The organism is Actinomadura sp. WAC 06369 (assembly GCF_003947565.1).
GTDB classification, from domain to species: domain Bacteria; phylum Actinomycetota; class Actinomycetes; order Streptosporangiales; family Streptosporangiaceae; genus Spirillospora; species Spirillospora rifamycini.
Genome location: NZ_QHJN01000049.1, coordinates 1 through 18,306, shown reverse-complemented (window position 1 = coordinate 18,306; position 18,306 = coordinate 1). Strand labels below are relative to the sequence as shown.

At 67.3% G+C, this 18,306-nt stretch carries 18 protein-coding genes and 1 tRNA gene; 12 read left to right on the top strand and 7 right to left on the bottom strand.

Annotation, left to right across the window (positions count from 1 at the left end; translation table 11 throughout):
* Window positions 1–112: 112 nt before the first annotated feature.
* On the bottom strand, window positions 113–709 hold the full coding sequence (locus DMH08_RS15680; protein WP_125615090.1) for a hypothetical protein: 597 nt from the start codon (window positions 707–709) through the stop codon (window positions 113–115).
* A gap of 269 nt (window positions 710–978) precedes the next feature.
* On the opposite strand from DMH08_RS15680, the gene DMH08_RS15675 reads away from it, so the two are divergent.
* The 3 genes from DMH08_RS15675 (at window position 979) to DMH08_RS15665 (ending at window position 2,449) form a co-directional block, all read left to right on the top strand.
* Window positions 979–1,278, top strand: a complete 300-nt coding sequence (locus DMH08_RS15675) for a DUF6247 family protein (protein ID WP_125615087.1) — start codon at window positions 979–981, stop codon at window positions 1,276–1,278.
* Window positions 1,275–1,532 carry a hypothetical protein gene (locus DMH08_RS15670; protein WP_125615084.1) on the top strand — a complete coding sequence of 86 codons (258 nt, stop codon included), beginning with the start codon at window positions 1,275–1,277 and terminating at the stop codon, window positions 1,530–1,532. The genes DMH08_RS15675 and DMH08_RS15670 overlap by 4 nt, the downstream gene beginning before the upstream one ends.
* A 131-nt stretch (window positions 1,533–1,663) precedes the next feature.
* Entirely contained in the window at window positions 1,664–2,449 is a 786-nt protein-coding gene (locus tag DMH08_RS15665; RefSeq protein WP_125615081.1) for a site-specific integrase, read from the top strand.
* 547 nt (window positions 2,450–2,996) lie between these two features.
* Here the strand turns inward: DMH08_RS15665 and DMH08_RS15660 are convergent.
* Window positions 2,997–4,460, bottom strand: a complete 1,464-nt coding sequence (locus DMH08_RS15660; RefSeq protein ID WP_233617617.1) for an MFS transporter — start codon at window positions 4,458–4,460, stop codon at window positions 2,997–2,999.
* Window positions 4,461–4,892: 432 nt separating this feature from the next.
* Entirely contained in the window at window positions 4,893–5,834 is a 942-nt protein-coding gene (locus DMH08_RS15655; protein ID WP_125615076.1) for an MBL fold metallo-hydrolase, read from the bottom strand.
* A 102-nt stretch (window positions 5,835–5,936) separates the two neighbouring features.
* On the opposite strand from DMH08_RS15655, the gene DMH08_RS15650 reads away from it, so the two are divergent.
* On the top strand, window positions 5,937–6,908 hold the full coding sequence (locus tag DMH08_RS15650) for an AraC family transcriptional regulator (RefSeq protein WP_026405356.1): 972 nt from the start codon (window positions 5,937–5,939) through the stop codon (window positions 6,906–6,908).
* 126 nt (window positions 6,909–7,034) lie between these two features.
* Here the strand turns inward: DMH08_RS15650 and DMH08_RS15645 are convergent, their stop codons facing one another.
* Window positions 7,035–7,418, bottom strand: a complete 384-nt coding sequence (locus DMH08_RS15645) for a winged helix-turn-helix transcriptional regulator (protein WP_125615073.1) — start codon at window positions 7,416–7,418, stop codon at window positions 7,035–7,037.
* 86 nt (window positions 7,419–7,504) lie between these two features.
* Here DMH08_RS15645 and DMH08_RS15640 point away from each other — a divergent pair, with 86 nt between their 5' ends.
* Window positions 7,505–8,488, top strand: coding sequence for a zinc-dependent alcohol dehydrogenase family protein (locus DMH08_RS15640; RefSeq protein ID WP_125615070.1), 984 nt, complete (start codon window positions 7,505–7,507; stop codon window positions 8,486–8,488).
* Window positions 8,489–8,494: 6 nt separating this feature from the next.
* Here the strand turns inward: DMH08_RS15640 and DMH08_RS15635 are convergent, their stop codons facing one another.
* Window positions 8,495–9,076 (bottom strand): IS630 family transposase, encoded by a 582-nt coding sequence (locus DMH08_RS15635; RefSeq protein ID WP_233617624.1) that lies wholly within the window; start codon window positions 9,074–9,076, stop codon window positions 8,495–8,497.
* The gene (locus tag DMH08_RS15630; RefSeq protein ID WP_233617623.1) at window positions 8,992–9,522 is read right to left on the bottom strand and encodes a winged helix-turn-helix domain-containing protein; all 531 of its coding nucleotides are present in this window, start codon (window positions 9,520–9,522) and stop codon (window positions 8,992–8,994) included. Before DMH08_RS15630 ends, DMH08_RS15635 begins: the two co-directional genes overlap by 85 nt.
* Window positions 9,523–9,762: 240 nt before the next feature.
* Between DMH08_RS15630 and DMH08_RS15625 the strand changes: the two genes are divergently transcribed.
* From DMH08_RS15625 to DMH08_RS15600, 6 genes are all read left to right on the top strand, one after another.
* The gene (locus DMH08_RS15625) at window positions 9,763–10,719 is read left to right on the top strand and encodes a hypothetical protein (RefSeq protein WP_125615064.1); all 957 of its coding nucleotides are present in this window, start codon (window positions 9,763–9,765) and stop codon (window positions 10,717–10,719) included.
* Complete coding sequence (locus DMH08_RS15620; RefSeq protein ID WP_125615061.1) at window positions 10,706–12,631, top strand: hypothetical protein; 1,926 nt, start codon at window positions 10,706–10,708, stop codon at window positions 12,629–12,631. Before DMH08_RS15625 ends, DMH08_RS15620 begins: the two co-directional genes overlap by 14 nt.
* Window positions 12,615–13,364 carry a hypothetical protein gene (locus tag DMH08_RS15615; protein ID WP_125615058.1) on the top strand — a complete coding sequence of 250 codons (750 nt, stop codon included), beginning with the start codon at window positions 12,615–12,617 and terminating at the stop codon, window positions 13,362–13,364. Before DMH08_RS15620 ends, DMH08_RS15615 begins: the two co-directional genes overlap by 17 nt.
* 273 nt (window positions 13,365–13,637) lie before the next feature.
* Window positions 13,638–15,362, top strand: coding sequence for a hypothetical protein (locus DMH08_RS15610; RefSeq protein WP_125615055.1), 1,725 nt, complete (start codon window positions 13,638–13,640; stop codon window positions 15,360–15,362).
* A gap of 237 nt (window positions 15,363–15,599) precedes the next feature.
* The gene (locus DMH08_RS42810; RefSeq protein ID WP_125615052.1) at window positions 15,600–15,887 is read left to right on the top strand and encodes an Arm DNA-binding domain-containing protein; all 288 of its coding nucleotides are present in this window, start codon (window positions 15,600–15,602) and stop codon (window positions 15,885–15,887) included.
* Between the two features lie 222 nt (window positions 15,888–16,109).
* Window positions 16,110–17,003, top strand: a complete 894-nt coding sequence (locus DMH08_RS15600; protein ID WP_233617616.1) for a tyrosine-type recombinase/integrase — start codon at window positions 16,110–16,112, stop codon at window positions 17,001–17,003.
* A 288-nt stretch (window positions 17,004–17,291) separates the two neighbouring features.
* Here the strand turns inward: DMH08_RS15600 and DMH08_RS15595 are convergent.
* Window positions 17,292–17,365 (bottom strand) — tRNA-Arg (locus DMH08_RS15595).
* A 114-nt stretch (window positions 17,366–17,479) separates the two neighbouring features.
* Between DMH08_RS15595 and DMH08_RS15590 the strand changes: the two genes are divergently transcribed.
* Window positions 17,480–18,247: a phosphotransferase gene (locus tag DMH08_RS15590; protein WP_125615049.1), complete on the top strand. Its 768-nt coding sequence runs from the start codon at window positions 17,480–17,482 to the stop codon at window positions 18,245–18,247.
* Window positions 18,248–18,306: the final 59 nt, after the last annotated feature.

The following is an 18,306-nucleotide window of genomic DNA, read 5'->3' as shown; positions in this document are numbered from 1 at the left end:
GAGGTACCCGCTGCTGAGGTGCTCGACGCGCCACGACCTCGGCTCCCGTTGACCCGGAGGTCGAGGCGTTCGCCGCCGGCATCGTCCTCGACCAGTTGGACGTCGGTAACGGTCACCGAGTCACCTGAACAGGCTGCGGCTTGCTCAGGATCGGCTTGTATGCCTGCTCCAGGTCGTCCACGTCATCGCAGTGCATGCTCACCGCCATGCCGAATTCTTGGAGCCAGTCGAGCAGGTCGGTCTGGCATAGCTCCGTTTCAGGGCCGATGGAGGCGTACTTGCTGGGGAGGACGTGCGCATGCTCCCGGCCCAGCAGCCCGATCTCCACCACCAGGGCCGCGAGTTCGATCACGCGGCGAATCATGGCATCTGTCAGGGACAGGTTCGTTGAGTTGCGGCATGTTCGCCCTGAATCGACGTCGCAAGGGCGAACCTGCAGCAGCTTTCCGTCGGCCCAGTTTCTGGCGGTGTTCGAGGGATCCGCGGCCCGTCCCGGGCTCGCTGACGTCGCCGAGCAGATGATCGCGCGGCGGGAGATCGCTGATCGTGTGGCCGCAGATCCCTGCCCATGGGGGTTCGCGTGGCCGCCGACCCGCGATGGCCGGTGCGGGACCTGACGGTGCCGGTCTTCGGTCGTGCGGGTGTAGTCGGCGATCGGGTTGCGACAGCCGAGCGAACATCGAGCGACCACGGGGACGAAAGTGGGCATGTCGGGCTTTATTTTGGGATCTTGGCAGCGGTAAGACCCCTGGTCGGGGGGTTGCGCGCCCGGCAGGATATGAATCCGCGGCCGTCGGATCAGAAGCCCGACCGCTCAACAGAGCTTCCATTTCCGCACGCACCTGCGCAGACTCACCGACCGAGCCCCATCCGACCAAGATCATTCCGCATATGCTCCGGATCTTGCTCTGTGGCTCGTCCGCCTGCTCATCCAGCAGAGTCCAGCCCTCTGACCGTCTCACAGGTAGATTGGGCACCATGACCGCTCAGCCCGAGGAGCCGACTGCGCCGCGCGATCCCGGCGAGGATCCGGCCGCGATCTTCGATGCGCTCCCGCCGTCGCATCGTGACCAGTTCCGGGCCGAGTATGACGAAGCGCTCGACGCGGCTCACGACCTGGCGCGGTTCAAGCAGGTGCAGGCCCTCCTGCGCCGGTGGCGTCTGCGCGCCATCGCCTACGACCGTCCCGGCTACGAGGAAGCGGTGCAGGACGCGCTTCAGGGCAGGGAAGACACCTTCGTCCGCTACACCCCGCCGGGCTGGGAAGGCCGGGTGTGACGTACCGCTTCGACGGCTTCCACGGCCGTGCGCTGTACGAACTGAACGGACTCCCCGAAGATGTCCGGGACGGCCCCCTCCTCGGACGCCTCCTTCACCTCTTGGAGGCCCCATGGGATGCAGTCCCCGAACGACCGGGGCAGACAGCCATCCGACACGCCTTCTTCGGCAACGACGGTGAAGGCATGCTGACGCTCCTGATCGATGACAAGGCGGAGACGCTGCGCATCATCGACATCCTCTGGATGGGGTAGTGGCGTAGCTGCTGCGGGCGGGGCTGTGATTCAGTCAAGGTGGCCGACGGGACTACAGGCCAACAGCACGGAGGCACCACGGTCCGAAGTGCTTATTCGCGCGAGCGACCCCAGCGTGGCAAGGGTAAGACATGCCGGGTCGCCCCGATGCGGGGCTCCTGCGGACGTTGCTGCGCCGGTACGTGTTCGTCCCGGACGATCGGCGCCCCGACGTCTCGCCGTATCTGGGTTTGGCGCTGCGCTGGCTGGAGGCGGCGTCCATGCCGATCACCGCGCTGGACGAACCGCGGTTGGCTCGCGCGGCCTTGGAGGCTCTCGCACTCCAGCTCGGCGGGCAGCCGGCGGCGGCCTCGACCTTCCGGCACAAGCGGGCGGTGTTCAAGCATGCGCTCGGCCACGCGGTCGAGCTGGGCGACTTGGCGGCGAATCCGCTCGACCGGGTGAAGTGGCGTCCGCCCAAGCAGAGTGGGGCCGTTGACCGGCGGGTCGTGGTGAACCCCTCGCAGGCTCGGGAGTTGCTGACGGCGGTCTCCTACGTGGGACAATCGCGCGGGCCTCGGCTGCGGGCGATGTTCGCGTGCATGTACTTCGCTGGTCTGCGTCCGGCTGAGGCTGCGGGCCTGCGGCGGCAGGACTGCGAACTTCCGGCAACCGGCTGGGGCCTGATCACGCTGAAGAAGAGCCGTCCGCAGAGCAACAAGCGGTACACCGACTCGGGGGAGACCTTCGACGATCGGGGTCTCAAGCACCGGGACGATGACGTCGTTCGTCCCGTTCCCGTCCCGCCTGAACTGGTCGGCATCCTCCGGGAACATCTCGACGCGTTCGGGACGGCCGAGGATGGGCGCATGTTCGTCACCAGCGGGGGCCAATCGTTCTCTGGCTCGGCCTACGCGCAGGTGTGGAAGCGGGCTTAGGTCCTGGCGCTGACTCCGGATCAGGTCGAGTCGCCGTTGGCGGCCCGTCCGTATGACGGGCTCCGGAGCGTTCCGGGGTCCCTCTTCGCGTATGGCTTGACCTGCGGAAACGTCGGGACGGTCATTCCGCGTATATTCCGGGAACCGTGCTCCGGGGCTGCCTCTGGTGGCATACGGCTGCGTCCGGCCGGAGGTCGTCCGGATGGCGTTCTACCTGGTCAGAGGCTAGATAGCCTGGTGAAGGGAGCGCGCCCGGCAGGATTCGAACCCGCGACCGTCGGATTAGAAGTCCGAGGAAAGTGCTATCGACCCATTATTCAAACTGTCGAAGCATGCCACTCTCTCCCAGTATGTGCGGCTGTCGACGGCCTGCAATGCCGCTCAGTGCCGCCTACCGTTAATACGTTTCGCGACATACGAGCAAACAACGAGTGAACATGAACGGGTGTTGCGCAGGTTCCGAGCCCCTGGGGCACAGGCGTAGGGGAACGCCCCACACCCCTCCAGTAGCGCCTTAACCATTACCGGCTCGTTCACGATCGAAGCCTCAGAGGGGTCTTGGGCCAGAAGAGCATGGTGTTCGAGTCGGCAACCCCGGAGGGGGATTCTCGGCCGGCTCTGGTTTGGCGTATTCCTCGTTGCCGGCGCGGTGCCGTGGCTGGCTGTGCGAGCGGGTCCGGGGCAGAAAGAGGGCTGTGAGTAGGCCGAGCACCGTCGCGCCCGCAGCGATCACGAAGGAAACGCGGAAGCCGTGCATGGTCGGGACGGTGAGGCCGTTCACCGAGTGCGCGGTGTCGGCGAGGACCATGCCGATGACGGCGCTGGAGACCGAGGAGCCGATCGAACGCATCAGCGTGTTGAGGCCGTTGGCCGAAGCCGTCTGCGAAGCCGGGGTCGCACCGACGATCAGGGCGGGGAGGGATGAGTAGGCGAGACCGATGCCCCCGCCTAGTGTCGCTGTGATGATGAGGCTTTGCCAGGGTGCGCTTAGCAGGCCGAGGCCGGCGCAGTAACCGGTCGCGATGATCGCCATGCCGAGGATCAGGGTGGTCTTGGGGCCGTGCTTGGTGGACAGCCGGGCGTATACGGGGACCGAGAGGATCATGGTCAGGCCGAGCGGTGCCATGCACAGGCCCGCGACCACCATTGACTGGCCGAGGCCGTGGCCGGTGACCTTCGGCAGCTGAAGCAGCTGGGGAAGGACCAATGAGACAACGAGAAAGGAGGCGCCGACCGTGATCGAGGCGAGGTTGGTGAGAAGCACGGCGGGGCGGGCCGTGGTACGGAGGTTTACCAGCGGAGCCTGGCTGCCCAGCTCGATCACACCCCACAGAATGAGGACGACCGCCGCTGCGGCGAGCAATCCAAGGGTGGTACCGGAGGTCCAGCCCCAGTCGCTGCCCTTGCTGACCGGCAGCAGGAAGAGGACGAGGCCGGTCGACAGCCCGACCGCGCCGAGAAGGTCGAAGGTGCCCTGGGCACGGGTTGGGGACTCCGGGACGATGAGGAGGATGAGAGCGATGCACAGGGTGCCGAGGCCGGCGGAGCCGTAGAAGAGGGCATGCCAGTCGGCGTGCTGGGCCACCAGGGCCGCAGCGGGCAGAGCGAGGCTGCTGCCGATGCCCATGGAGGAACTCATCAGGGCCATCGCCAAACCGAGCTTCTCGCGGGGGAGCGCGTCGCGCATCAGGCTGATGCCGAGGGGAATCGTGCTCATCGCGAAGCCCTGGAGGGTCCGGCCTGCGATCATCATCAGCAGATTGCTGGTGAGGGCGCTGATGAGCGTGCCGACGACCATCACCGCGAGGCTGCAGATCAGCATGCGGCGCTTGCCGTGGAGGTCGCCGAGGCGGCCCATGATCGGCGTGGTGACGGCGCCGGCGAGCAGGGTCGAGGTGATGACCCAGGCCGCGTTGTCCGGCTCGGTGTCCAGTAGCTGCGGCAGGTCTTCGAGCACCGGGATGAGCAGGGTCTGCATCACCGAGACCACGCTGCCCATGAAGGTGAGCACCAGAACGAAAGCTCCGCTCGATCCGATCGGAGGGCGGGCGGTCGACGTGTGCGGCATGAGGGGACGGCTCCAGGCCGAGAAGTATGTGATGTCGTTGGGATGCCGGATTCCACCGCAGGTGGCTTTTCGCCCTCCGTCGGCTGAGCCCGGATGGCAGCGGCCGCGCCGTCCGCCGCGGCGTTGACTGCCTCGGGTGCGCAGCTGCTGGAAGGTGTTCTCCCGAATGTGGCCCGATGCCCAGAGGCGCTCGCCTGACCGGGCTCCGGGCCAGGTGAAGAAATCCGTGCTGGTCAGGCGTGTGTCCGGCGGCGTTGCGTGGTCAGGACGTGTGGTCGGGTTCGGATACGGGGCGGGTAGCCGATCACGTTCCGTTACTCGGCGGCCGGGCCACATTCGAAAGAAGGGTGCCTGCTGAGGGGGTGGCGTCAGGGCTCACGAGGAGCCGGAGGAGCCCCTCGCCGGTTCGCTCGCGGCCCATGGGCCGAGGGCGAACCCGGCGCCGTTCCGCCGGATCTCCAGGGCGCCCGCACCGCCGAAGTGCGCAGGGACGAGCAGTTCCCGTTCATCGGCCGCCCGCCCGAGAATCCGTCGGCGGCTGTTCGCCGCTTGTTCCGGGGCCAGGCAGGCGTTGCTGTTGCAGCAGGGGTGCAGGATCTGCACCGGGCTGTGCAGCAGGTCTCCGACGAAGACCGCCCGGTCGTTGCCGGACGCGAGTCGCAGTACCGACGAGCCGGGGGTGTGGCCGGGCGCGGACTCCAGGGTGAGGTGCTCGTCGATGCGGTGGAGGCCGTCCCACAGTACGGCCTGTCCGGCCTGGTGGACGGGCGCGATGCTGTCCTCGTAGATCAGACGGTCGACCTGCTGCGCGCCGTTGCCGTACGCGTTGTCCGGACCGTAATGGAAGTCGTCGGCGGCCGGGATGAGGTACTGGGCGTGGGGGAACGTCGGCACCCACTGCCCGCCGGCGTCGACGGTGTTCCAGCCGACGTGATCGACGTGGAGGTGGGTGTTGACCACGACGTCTACGTCCTGCGGCCGGACCCCGGCCTTCGCCAGCAGGCCGGGGAGATCGCTCCGAGACCGGTGGAACGGTCCCATGCCCGGTCGTTCGCGCCCGTTGCCCGCTCCGGTGTCGACCAGGACGGTCCGCCCGCCGCTGCGCAGCACCCAGCTCTGCAGGGCGGACACCACTCTGTCGCCGTCCGGCTCCCAGTGGTCCGGTGCCAGCCAGCCCTCGTTGTCCTTCCACACGTCGGCGTCGGCTCCGGGGAACATGTCGGAGGTCGGCAGGAACGGTTCGTGCCACTCGACGACCCGGATGACCTCGACGTCCCCAAGCAGCATGCGCTGCACACTCTCGTTCTCGCGCGTCATGCGCTCAACCGTAAGAAGGATGAAACGAGCTTCTCAATGCTCGTTCATCTCAATAAAATACGTGTCCGTCTCATGCTTCATGCGTGAAGATATTCTGGCCGGATGGATGTGGTCAGTGACGCGATCTCTGCCGTTCACCTCGGGCACCCGTGGTTCCACCGGGTGCGGACGAGCGGGAGCTGGTGCGCGCGGCTCGACCCCTACGACGGCGCGGGCTTCTACGTCCTCCTGAAGGGAGGCTGCTGGCTCCTGACCGACGGCGGGACCTCGGTGTCCCTCGGCGTGGGCGACGCGGTCCTGCTGCCTCACGGCACGGGCCACGTGATCGCCGACTCTCCCGCCGATGCGGCGGTCGCGACGCGGAAGGCGGAGCCGTTCGAGCAATGGCTTGCGGAGGTCGGGTCGCAGGCAGACCTCGGCCGCGACGGGACGGAGCTGCTGTGCGGCAAGTACTGGCTCGACTGCAGCCGCATGCATCCGCTGATGGCGGAGCTGCCCGAGGTCGTCCATCTGCCCAGCCGCGTGGGCGGCCACCTCGAACTCCGTGCCGCGATCGACCTGCTCGCCGGCGAGCTGGACGAGGTGCGGCCCGGCTCCTGCGTGGCGCTCCCTAACCTGCTCGACCTCCTCCTCGTCTACATGATCCGCTCCTGGATGGCCGAGAGCACCTGCGGAACCTGGCCCGGCGCACTGGGGGACCCGGTGACGGCCGCCGCCCTGCGGGCGCTGCACTCGCATCCGTCCGCGCCGTGGAGCAACGACCGCCTGGCCGCGGAGGCGGGCGTCTCCCGTCCCACCCTGGCGCGCCGATTCACCGCCCTGGTCGGCCGCCCTCCGATGGCCTACCTCGCTTGGTGGCGCGTGATCCTCGCCGCCACTCTGCTCCGCGACACCAAGGAGACCCTGGCCGCCATCGCCGGCCGGGTCGGCTACGGCAGCCCGTACGCGCTCTCCCACGCCTTCGAGAGGGAGTTCGGCACGACACCGGGGCGATACCGAAAGCAGGCCGCGGGGAGAGTCGCTTCCGCCGCACACCCGCCAACAACGTCCGAACAAGCTGACAACGGAGCCTGAACCAGGCGGCGCCCCGGGGCGTGAGGGACTGGACCGGTCTTGGGCCATGCTCTGGCGGGCACCGACGAGCCGCCGCGCAGATCGACGGTCGGTGCTCCCGTCCGGCAAGGCCGTCGGCCGCCGAGATCAGTGTGCCGCGCGAGCTTGAGCGGAAGCAGCGGCCTCCGCGGCCTCCTGAAAGTCGACGACGGCCCCGCCGTGGTCCCTCGCCCAGTTCGTCAGGACCTCGATGGGCTCGACGAGGGTCCGACCGAGGTCGGTGAGACCGTACTCGACCCGCCGCGGTGCTTCTGCCCGGCGTTCGACCAGACCGTACTGCTGGAGCCTGCGCAGCGTCTGAGTGAGGACCTTGCGCGAGATTTCACCGATGAGGTCGACGAGCTCACCGTGCCTGCGTGGCCGTTGGCTGAGCCCGAAAAGCACAAGCGCGGCCCATTTGTCGGAGATGATCTCGACCGCCAGGCGAGTGGGGCAGTCGGCGAGGAAGACGGGCCCGGTCGCGTTCTGCATGGTGAACGAAGGTACCAGGAGGTAACCCACGCCTCCGTAACGTCTTCGGTGAGTACTGAACCAGCACCAGATGCGGAGGAGTCACCATGCCACGAGTCGTCGTGTTCGACGAGTTCGGCGGGCCGGAGGTCATGCACGTCGTCGAGGAGCCGATCGTCGAGCCCGCGGTCGGCGAGGTACGGGTCAGGATCGAGGCGTTCGCCGTCAACCCGCTCGACCTCATGACGCGTTCCGGCGCCGCGCCCGCGCCCGCCCCCTTGCCGCACGCCCGCCTCGGTGTCGAAGGAACCGGCGTCGTCGACGCGGTGGGTCGCGACGTCACCGGATTGCAGATCGGCGATCCGGTCATCCTCACGGCCGTTCCGGACGCGAGCGTCAAGGGCAGCTATGCCGAATACACCACCGTCCCCGCGGGCCGGGTCGCCCCCCGGCCGGCCGGGCTCGCGATCACGGAAGCGGCGGCGGTCTGGGTCGCGTTCTCTACCGCCTACGGCGCGCTCGTCGAGAAGGCGAGGATGCGGCCCGGCGACCGCGTCCTCATCACCGCCGCGTCCGGCGGCGTCGGCCGGGCGGCGATGCAGATCGCAAACCAGATCGGCGCCGTGCCCCTCGCCGTCACTCGGCACACCGCGAAGACGGACGGCCTGCTCGCCGCCGGCGCGGCCGCGGTCATCGCCACCGACCAGGTGGACGTCGTCGAAGCCGTCCACCACCACACCGGCGGGACAGGCGCCGACATCGTCCTCGACCTGGTCATGGGCCCCGGCCAGCAGGATCTTCTCAAGGCGGCCCGCCCCGGTGGAGCACTAGTTGCCGCAGGCTTCCTTGACCCTCGGCCCACGTCCTTCCCGACGGGCACGCCGCTCACGGTCTTCGGCTACCAGAGCTTCGAGCACACCCTCGACGCGGTCGTGGTGAAGCGCATGGCGGCCTTCCTCAACGCTGGTGTGCGCCTCGGTGCGCTGCGGCCCGCCATCGACAAGACGTTCCTCCTCGACGACATCGTCGAGGCACACCGCCACCTCGAAAAGGGGCTCCACGCCGGAAAGAAAATCGTCGTCACGGTCTAACCAGGGTTAATTGGTGATGGCGGGTGTGGTGTTGAGGGTGAGGCCTGTGGGGGCGAGGCAGCCGTCGATCACGCCGGGGTGGTGCTGGATGACCTTGAGCCGGTGCTTGATCATGTCGGCGAGGTCGTCCAGGTCGGTGGCCAGGAAGTTGACCACGGAGCGTTTCAGCAGCGACCACACCGTCTCGGCCGGGTTCAGCTCGGGGGCGTAGGCCAGCAGGTAGAACACCGTCAGCCAGTCGGCGTGATCATCGATGAACGCGCGCATCGCCGTGGAGTGGTGGACGCCGAGGTTGTCCCACACCAGCACGATCCTCCCGCCCGGCAACTGCTGGTGAGCGGCCTGGAGCATGCGTGTGTACTCGGTGAGGGTGAAGCCGACGCGTTCGTCTTTGCGGCGGCGGTAGCGGTGGATCCGGTAGATCAGGCGGGAGCGGTGGCCGGGCCGGTAGCAGACCATCCCGGCGATCGAGACCCGCGAGCCGTGCTCGCCGCCGTGCACCCTCACCTGCGGGCGGTGTCCCCGGCGGCTCCAGGTGCGTCCTCGGGGCGGCCTGAGCCCTTGACCGGCCTCGTCTTCGAAGCAGATCCAGGCGCCCAGGTCCGCCGCGGTGTTTCCACTTGCGGCCACACCTGCTCTTTCCACACCTCGATCGCCCGGTCGTCGCGTTCGATGGCGCGGCGTCCGGGGACCTGCACCGACCAGCCGTTGCGGCGCAGCAGCAGCGACACCCCGGGCCGGGTGTAGTCGACGCCGAACAGCCGGCGGATCACCTCGGCGACCCGCTCCAACGTCCACCGCTGGTCATGGGCCCAGCCGTGCGCGGCGGGGCCGCGGTTCAGCTCGGCCTCCAGCCGCGCGAAGGCCGCCTGGTCCAGCCGCGGCCGTCCATGCGGGCCCTTGGACCGCAGCGCCTCGGCCCCGCCCTCGCGCCAGGCCCGCCGCCACTTCTCCACCTGCCGCAGCCCGACCCGCAGCTCGGCGGCGATCCGGGCGTTGGGCCGTCCTTCGGCGAACCACTGCGCGGCCTGCATCTGCACCCGTTCTCGTTTGTCACGGCCGGCGGCGGTCATCCCCCGCCCTGGGGGTATCTGGCCATGTCACCGGCATACGCCTGCACCGACGGTCCGTCGACTTACCCGACCGCCATCACCCAATAACTCTGGTTAGGAGCCTCAGGAGACCCCGCCTCTGACATCGAATAAACATTCGAGTAACGGTTTTGTCAGTGGCAGTTCCTAGGATTGTGGCAACCGCGGAAGCAGGGAGAGGGAATGGCGTACGGAGTAGCGCCCCCCGAGGCTACGGGAGGCGCCGGGACGATCTTCGAGTACCGGGTGGCGGCGTTCGCGTTCAGCAGGCTGCTGCGTGGGGCCCATGTTCCTGTGGGCATCGATCTACCTGTCGAGAGCGTCGCGTTGCAACAGCGGATCGCGGGGAGTCTGCTCGATGACATCGTCATGCGGGCGGGGCCTCCGCACCAGCACACGACAATCGAATTTCAGGTCAAGAAGCAACTGGCCGTCACGGGGAGCAGCCAGGCGTTGATCTCCCTGCTCGGCCAGGCGGCGGAGACTTGGAGCACACGGGAGCATGCCTTGAAAACCGGGCGTCTCCTTCTCGGCGCCGCAGCGGCCGGGCCGTCGGACGATCTCGCCGACTTGGCGGAGCTGGCAGCTCGGGCCCACGACCACACCTCGCTCGTCTCGTTCCAAAGCTTGCTTGTGGAGAAGGCGACGAACCAGCGGCTACGGACACGACACGCCCACATCGTTAAGGCGATGTCCGCCGCGACGGGCATCACTGAACCCAGCGAACTCGGGCAGATGACCCACCAGGTGTTGTCGCGTCTGCACGTGTGGCGGGTCGAGCCGTTCGAGGACGGCCGTGACCGGCTGGACGGACTCGACGATCTCGCCGAACTGGCCCGCCACACCGGGCAGTCGGCCGCCATCCTGCTGGCTCTGCTCGCCGAACTCGCCGAAGAGGTCGGACCTCATGGAGGCGACCTCGACGCCCACCAGGTGCGGGCACGGTTCCAGCGCAAGTACGGCATCGCGCTCCCCGAGCGAGCGGGGCAGTCCTCGCCGATCGAGGGCGGAGCCCGGTTCGAAGGCGACGTCACGTTCCAAGGTCCGGTCTACCTCGCCTCCAACCAGGTCTTCAACGGCATGACCATCAATACCCATTACCCCCCGGCTTCCCCAAGGAGTAACCATGACCTTCCCTGAGGCCACCTTCCGTGGACCCACCTGGCTTGGGCAGCACATGACCTTCATCATGGGCGACGAATCCGTCGAGCCCGTACCCGTCAGCGGCGCAGAACTGCGGCCTACCGAAGATGGGGTGTTCGTCCACCCGCGGAGCGACGATTGGAGGAAGAGCGAGTTCATCCTCTCCAAGCCCGGTGCACTCGTCATCATCGGTTCACCTGGCACCGGCCGGGGCACCGCGGCCCTGCGCAGACTCCGCGAGCAGTGTGGCACCAATCGAGTGATCCGGTTGCAACCCAACTGGGGGCAGCCGCGTAAGCAGCTACTACCGCCTGCGGCCCCAGGATACGGCTACGTCCTCGACATGTCGGAATATGACAAGAGCCCATCCGCCGAATTCGGTGCGGAGCTGCTCTCCTGGGCCATGGACGCCAGCGCGCGACTCGTCGTGCTCACCTGCGAGGCCAAGGAGAAAGAGCAGTGGTTGAGCGAGCTGGGCGGGCGGATCGTTCGGCTCCCCGCACCGCCAGGTAGAGAGCTCGCCGAGAGCATCCTGCGACGCACTGGTGCGGGCCACTGCTTGTTCCGGCTGGCGGACGACGCACTCGCCAAGATCTGGCAGTCGTCACCACGGGCTAGGGAAGTGCTCCGACTGACGAACATTCTCCGCACCGTGGGCCCGGATGCCACGGGCAAGCAGATCGCCGAGGAGTTCCTCGGCTGGCAGGACTGGTTCAAGACCGACTGCCCCTCTAGCCTCGGGGCGCGCACACTCCTTTGGTCGGCGGCCATGTGCGACGGCGGTCGACGCGAATCGGTGCTCATCATGTCCGAGATGTTCCGAAATGAGATCGGTCAGCCCCGTTCTCTCCTCGACATATTCTCGGACGACTTCGCCTCCGAGAGGCTGGAAGAAGCCAAGATCGAAGAAGTGGATGGCAGGACAAGGGTAGATCCTCAGTCCCATGGGCTCGCCGCTGCGGTCCGGCTCCATCTGTGGGACCAGTTCGTCAACCAACGCAAGACGCTACGCGCTTGGTCGATCGGCAGCATCCTGAACCTCGACGATGATGACGCCATGCGAGTGGTCAGCTCATTGATGGAACTCGCGGCCCGTCTCAACGACCGATCTCTGGTGCAGGAGCTCTTTGAACAGCTTTCCGGTAAGCGGCCCGAGCTCCTCGTCGAAGAACTGTCGAAGGCCGCGCTTGATCCGGTCATCGGCGCATACGTTCGTAGTCGCCTGTACACCTGGCTCGCGGCGAGGCCGTCGCAGGAGAAGGTCGATACGATCGCCGCGGTCTGCGGCGGCGAGTTCGGGCTGGCGAGCCCGAACATGGCGCTCACCCGCCTGGGACGCGCCGCGCTCAGATCCCCGAACCCCGTCAGTCCCGCCCTCGTGAACGCCTTTACCGTGCTTGGGACCTCTGAGCACCGGGACCTGGTTCTGACAACACTTCGCAAGTGGCTCAGCAAGACCGAACTTGAGCGTGCGGGCATCGTCGCGTTCCTCTGTCTCGCATCCACCGAACAAGGACTCGTCGTGCTCTGCGGTGAGGACGGCAAAGACCTCGAGTCCCCCGACCGCATCGCGGTTCTCTCCGAGGCGCTCCAGAAGGCTCACGCCAGCACTGAGACTCAAACGGTGGCCACCGAGATCGCAGTGTTCTGGAAGAATGCCGCTAAGCGGGCTCTGATCCCGAAGGAGTCCGTCGACGAGTTGTTCAGCACCGTCATCAGGAAGGGTATGAACCTCGATCTCCTCAAAGCGCTCACCAGGAACGAGCAGGACGAGGACGACAATTTCGCCCACACGATGCTCAGGCGCCTGATCTGGGGTAGCAAGGGTTCCGGAGATGCATCAGCCCCGTCCAGCAGCGCCGACACCTCGCTCGGCTGGGAAGAGGGCACCGATGCGTGTGAAGCGTGAAACGAAGCTAGGGCGGGCCCGGTCGGTGAAGGCCGCGATGGCCCTACCCACCACCGTGCCCGGCATCGCTTTCGAGGGACGAGGACGGGTTTGGTACCAACTCCGTCGTTCAGGAGTGCACAACGCGAATCGTCCGCACCCGAACGCCGCTGCGGCGCGCGCCGCAGCGCTTGCTGGAGCGAAAGCAGTGGCTAGGAGCATCACCGAGAAATTGCTTCCCGAGGAGGTATTCGAGGCAGAGCAGCAACTGACTATGGCGCTCGCGACCTGGATGCCGACGCCTACCTACAGCGACGTAGAGTTTCGAGGGCGCATGAGTGTTTCCCTAACTGGGCCGGATCTTGTGCGCTCCGAACGATTCTCCGAGGCGCGCAGGGCAGGTCGTCTCGAAACGGTCCTAGCCGAAGACGCCGTTGTCTCCCTGAGCGAGGACCATCTGTCGGATATCACGCGTGCCAGCCTCTGGTGGCTCCGGCAGTACCTCAGCCAACCAGAACCCGATCTCTCCTGGGAGACTTTCGACCAGCGCGTGCGGCCCTTGGTCGCCAAGGTCGCCCATTCCAAGGACGATGTCGAACGGCTGGCGCATATTCTGCTGGCGGCCACCGGCCGGATGAGCGAAGACCCGGGACTCCAACAGAAACTCATCTGGGTCCTCCGGCAGTCGTTCGAGCTGGTCGAGTGGAGCGACCTTGCAGAAATGACAGACGAACTCGGGCAGCAGACCGGCTGACATGTCTTCTCAGGCGATCATTGCGTCGCCCAGTGCGCTCACTCAGACCCGGTTCCAGTAAGGATGTAGATTGCCAGCGAGACACATGAGAGCGAGCTGGCCGGCGGGTGACGCAGGCGTTCGGGCTCTGAGGCAGGACGCGACGCCGCAGCCCAGGTTGACGCTCGGGCAGACGCATCCTGTCATCGGCAGACCGGCGCGCTGATGGGAGCGCCGGAACCAATTCGCTTGAACTTCCCTGCCGGGTCGGTTCCGGCGGTTATGGTCGTGTTCATGTTCCGTCCGTACACTCAGAATGACGTGTTGCTCGCGATGATGGAGACGCTGACCAGGGAGAGTGACTGGGAGCCGGTTCGGGAGGCGTTTGAGTCAGCCAAAGGCGACTTCACGGCCAAGTTCACCGCTGCAGTGGAGGCGCGGTTCGCCCAGCTGGTCCAGCCTGAGACGTTCATCGACGTTCCGGAACACCCGGAAAAGCTTCGCAAGGCTGATTTGGATGCCTTGGTGCGGCCAGTCGCCGATGGTTTCCTTCGTTCGTATCCGTCCAAGGACGAGCTGGTGGACCAGGCCTACCGGATCCGGCGGAGGCAGGACCGCCGGCCTCCCTGGATTCCGCGCCTGGATCGGGACGGCAAGCCCATGCCGACGCCGCGGGACGATGAGCCTTCTGACAGCGTTCTCCCTGAGCGCCCGCTCACGATCACAGCTCTCCCCGAACTCGGCGATGTGCCGGTCCTGCTGCCGGCCGGTGATTGGGATCGGCCGGAGCTGGCCATGAAGCCCGGTGGGGTCGGGGAGTGGGAAGCGGCTCTGCACGCGGTGCTGGGCGTCACTCATGAGCATGGCCCCGCCACGACTGTGCTTCTCGATGCTGACTCCAATGAGGCCCTTGTGCCGGACGACAGGCGGTGGTGGCAGAAGGAGCCGACGCAGCCGCTGTCCGCTGCGCAGGATCCAGGGGTGGCGAGTGAGCTGCTTGCCACGTCACCAAGCCTTGGCGGGTTGTCGGTCGTCGACGACAAAGACCAGTCTTATGGGGCGGTGGTCACCGCCCTCTGCTCTGCAGGGGACTGGAGATACAGCCCGCGCTGGTCGCTCGAGCTCTGGGGGCCCGGCGATGGTATGCCCACGCTGGCTACGGCTCGCGCGGCCATCGCCGGTTGGGCGGATGAAGGTCGTAGCGGGCTGATCGTCTACATCCACGGTGGGGCGCTCCATGCGGCCGAGGGCTTGGTCGGTGTCCCTAGCCCGCTGCATAGTTACCTGCTGTGCGTGACCCGGACAGCCGATGGTACGGACACGGTCGACACCGTTCACCGAGTGCATCTGTCGTGCCCGGGAGACAATTGGTGTCACCGTGGTGGCTGCCCTGACGTCGGCTTCCTGGAAGCGGCACCCCTACTGGAGCCGGTCATTGCCGCGGGGGACACGGCGGCTGTGGCCGACGCGAGCGAAGGATGGGCTGAGAAAGCCTATAAACGGCTATACGGTGCGAACGAGACGGATGACTATACGGAGGGCGTTCTAGATTACGTACAAGTGATCTTGTCCTCTTCCGGCTGGGTCGAACTGAACCGATCGACTTGGGAAGGCGGCTTGGAAGACTTGCTCCTCCGTCGGGACGAGCAATGTTTGCTCGTCTCATACGATTCGGTCACGCGCCAGGTCCGCTTTGCGGAGGGCAGGCACGAACTGGACCTCACGCTCCAGTTGCTGGCCGACGACGGCGTGCTGATAGGCGACGAGGGGCAAGAGGCCATTGATATGAACGAGGACGCGCGAGAACAATGGGGGACGGACCTCCTGAATGCAGCGGACGACTTTCTGCACGGGCGTATCGACGTACTTCAGGAGTTGGCCGTGCCTGTCCAGGGCTCCTTGCTCGGGCTGCACCCTCACGCGGACGGCTCTCTTCGAGCCCCGGAGTCCACGCCGCTGGTGGAGAAGCAGTGCACCGAGTTGCTAAACCGAGTCGGCCTGCTCGAAGGTGGCGACTGAACACTACCTCTCGTTTCCGGGTGGCTGGCGAGGACGTGGTGGCGCGCCGAGGCAACAAGTCCAGTCTTGCTAGAGGCCGCCACCTTGATGGTGGCAGGGATGCTGAGCCTCCTGGGCAAGGCCGACAAATTGGTGAAGATGTCAACCCGGGGTCCGTTCTCGTTGAGGTGATGGATCGATTGCCTCCAGGCTTGGATTGCGTGAGTCTGGAAGTCGCTGTCCTTGCCAAGGGTGTAGATGGCGGGCATGGCGATTAGCAACAGCACTGGTGGGGTTTATCGGCGGTGTGGCTGTGTAGACCCCCGATCTGGGAAGGCTTGGGGCGGCCGGTGCCCGAAGCTGGAGGCAGGCCCTCGACATGGGAGCTGGTATATCCGGCTGGAGTTGCCGGTCGGTGCGGATGGGCGGCGGCGCCGGATCCGCCGCGGTGGCTTCGCCACCCGGAAGGCCGCTGAGGAGGCGCTGGAGCAGTTCGGCAGTCCGTGCGGGGCGGGGGCGGTTTGCTCATGGTGGGCGACTGGCTGACCCGGTGGCTGGCCACCCGGACAGGGGCGGCGTCCACGATCAAGAACTATGCATGCCATGTCCGTCGGTACCTGGCCCCGTACCTGGGGCAGATCGTGCTGGCCGAGTTGTCGGTCGCCCACTTGCAGGCGATGTTCGCGGGCATCGTCCGCTGGCACGAGGCGCGGGGTGCGCCGTTGACGGCGGCGACTGAACCGGATCCGGGCGACGCTGCGCACTGCGTTGAACGCCGCGATCCGGCAGGGGCTCATCGGCGACAATCCCGCGTCTCGGGTGGAGTTGCCGGTGGCGCGGCGTCCACGGGTGGTGGTGTGGACCGCGGCGCGGGTGGTGCACTGGCAGCGGACGGGGGAGCGGCCGCCGGTCGCTGTGTGGACCGCGGCGCAGACCGCCGAGTTCCTGCACGCGATCCGGGAGCACCGGTTGTATGCGGCGTTCCACCTGATCGCGTTACGGGGTCTACGGCGCGGAGAGGCCGCCGGACTGCGGTGGTGCGATGTGGACCTGGACCAGCGGGTCGCGGTGATCTCCCAGCAGATCCAGCAGCACCAGGGCTATCTGACCGCGTGCCCGCCCAAGACCGCCACCAGCGCCCGCGTCATCGCGCTGGACCGCACCACCGTCGCGGCTCTACGCGCTCATCGTGAACGGCAACAAGGCGAACAGCGGCAGGCCGGGGTGGATTATCGCGACAGCGGCTACGTGTTCACCGCCCCCGACGGTGACCCGCTGGCCCCGGTGCGGCTGACCCGGCTGTTCCAAGGGCTGGTGGCCGAGCACGGTCTGCCGCCGATCCGGTTGCACGACCTGCGTCATGGCGCGGCGACGCTGGCGCTGGCGGCCGGGGTGGAGTTGAAGGTCGTTCAGGACATGCTGGGGCACTCCAGCATCGTGCTGACCGCCGACACCTACACCTCGGTGCTGCCCGAGGTCGCTCATCGTGCGGCGGAGAAGACCGCCAAGCACGTGATGAAGGCGGGCCGGCTGATACCCGGTACCAACCGGGTGCGCCGGCGAGACACCGGCCGCAGGAAACTCCGCAAGACCGACACGGCCCCGACACGGGCGTCGACGACGCACCCCGCACGTCAACTCGGCCGGCCGCAACGCTGCTGAGTGAAAGCGAGTAGGCGGATCCGCCGCCGTTCAGTGATCGTGAGCCTCGGGCTCCCCGTCCTTGTCCTCGAGTGAGGGCTAACTGGATAACCGCACGCTTCGGCTCGGGACAGGTCGACGCGCGGTGGGTGCTGCCCGGTCGTACCCCAATGCCCCTTGTCGGCGTCGGAACCCGTGAACCGGCCGGTGTGGGCGGGAATGTCTTGGACACAGGCTGGCCTCGGTCCGGCCCCACATGCACTCGACCCACTCGGCCTGGCGAGGGCATTTGTGCAGGTCATGGGGTTGCGCGCCCGGCAGGATTCGAACCCGCGACCGTCGGATTAGAAGTCCGATGCTCTATCCAGCTGAGCTACGGGCGCTCGGCGACCGGCTGGACGCCGGGACACAGTGTATGGCGGAGCGTCGTCTGGCTCCACATCCATATCGCCGCCGTCGGCCGCGCCGGTGTGGTGCGGGGCATATCTTTGGTGGCCGTGGAAGGTGAGGTTCCGCTCTCCGGGACGGGGGGCGTGGTGCGGGTGGCGGACACGGTGCGGCGGCCGGCGGGGGCGCACAGTGCGGCCGTGCGGGGGTTGCTGCGGCATCTGGAGGAGGTCGGGTTCGAGGCGCCGCGGGTGCTGGGGACGGACGAGGCGGGCCGCGAGGTGCTGAGCTGGGTGCCCGGGGAGGTGCCGGGGCGGCCGCTGCCGCGGTACGCGGGGACGGACGACGCCCTGCGGGGGGTCGCGGGGTTGCTGCGGCGGTACCACGAGGCGGTGCGGTCGTTCGGGGTGCCGGACGGCCCGTGGGATCGGGGGTCGTATCTCGACGGGGAGCCGGAGGTCGTCGGGCACTGCGATGTGACGCCGGAGAACGTGGTGTTTCGCGGGGGGCGGCCGGTCGCGCTGATCGACTTCGAGTTGGCGCGGCCGACGCGGTGTTTGTACGACGTGGTGACGGCGCTGCGGCATTGGGGGCCGATCGCGGATCCGGCGGATCGGGACGCGGTGTGGTACGGCGTCGACGTGGGGCGGAGGCTCCGGGTGTTCTGCGACGCGTACGGGCTGTCGCGGGGGGAGCGGAACGAGGTGCTGCCGGCGGCGCGGGTGCGGTTCGAGCGGTCGTACGAGTCGATGCGTGCGAGGGCCCGGGCGGGCGGGAGCTGGGCGCGCGTCTGGCAGGGTGGTGCGGGGCTCCGGATAAGGCGGGCTCAGGATTGGCTGGAGCGTCACTGGGATGAGCTTGATTCGTGTCTCTGCTGAGGGCCTCGTCCTCGGGGTGCTTCTGGACGCGGTGGTGGGGGATCCGCGGCGGGGGCATC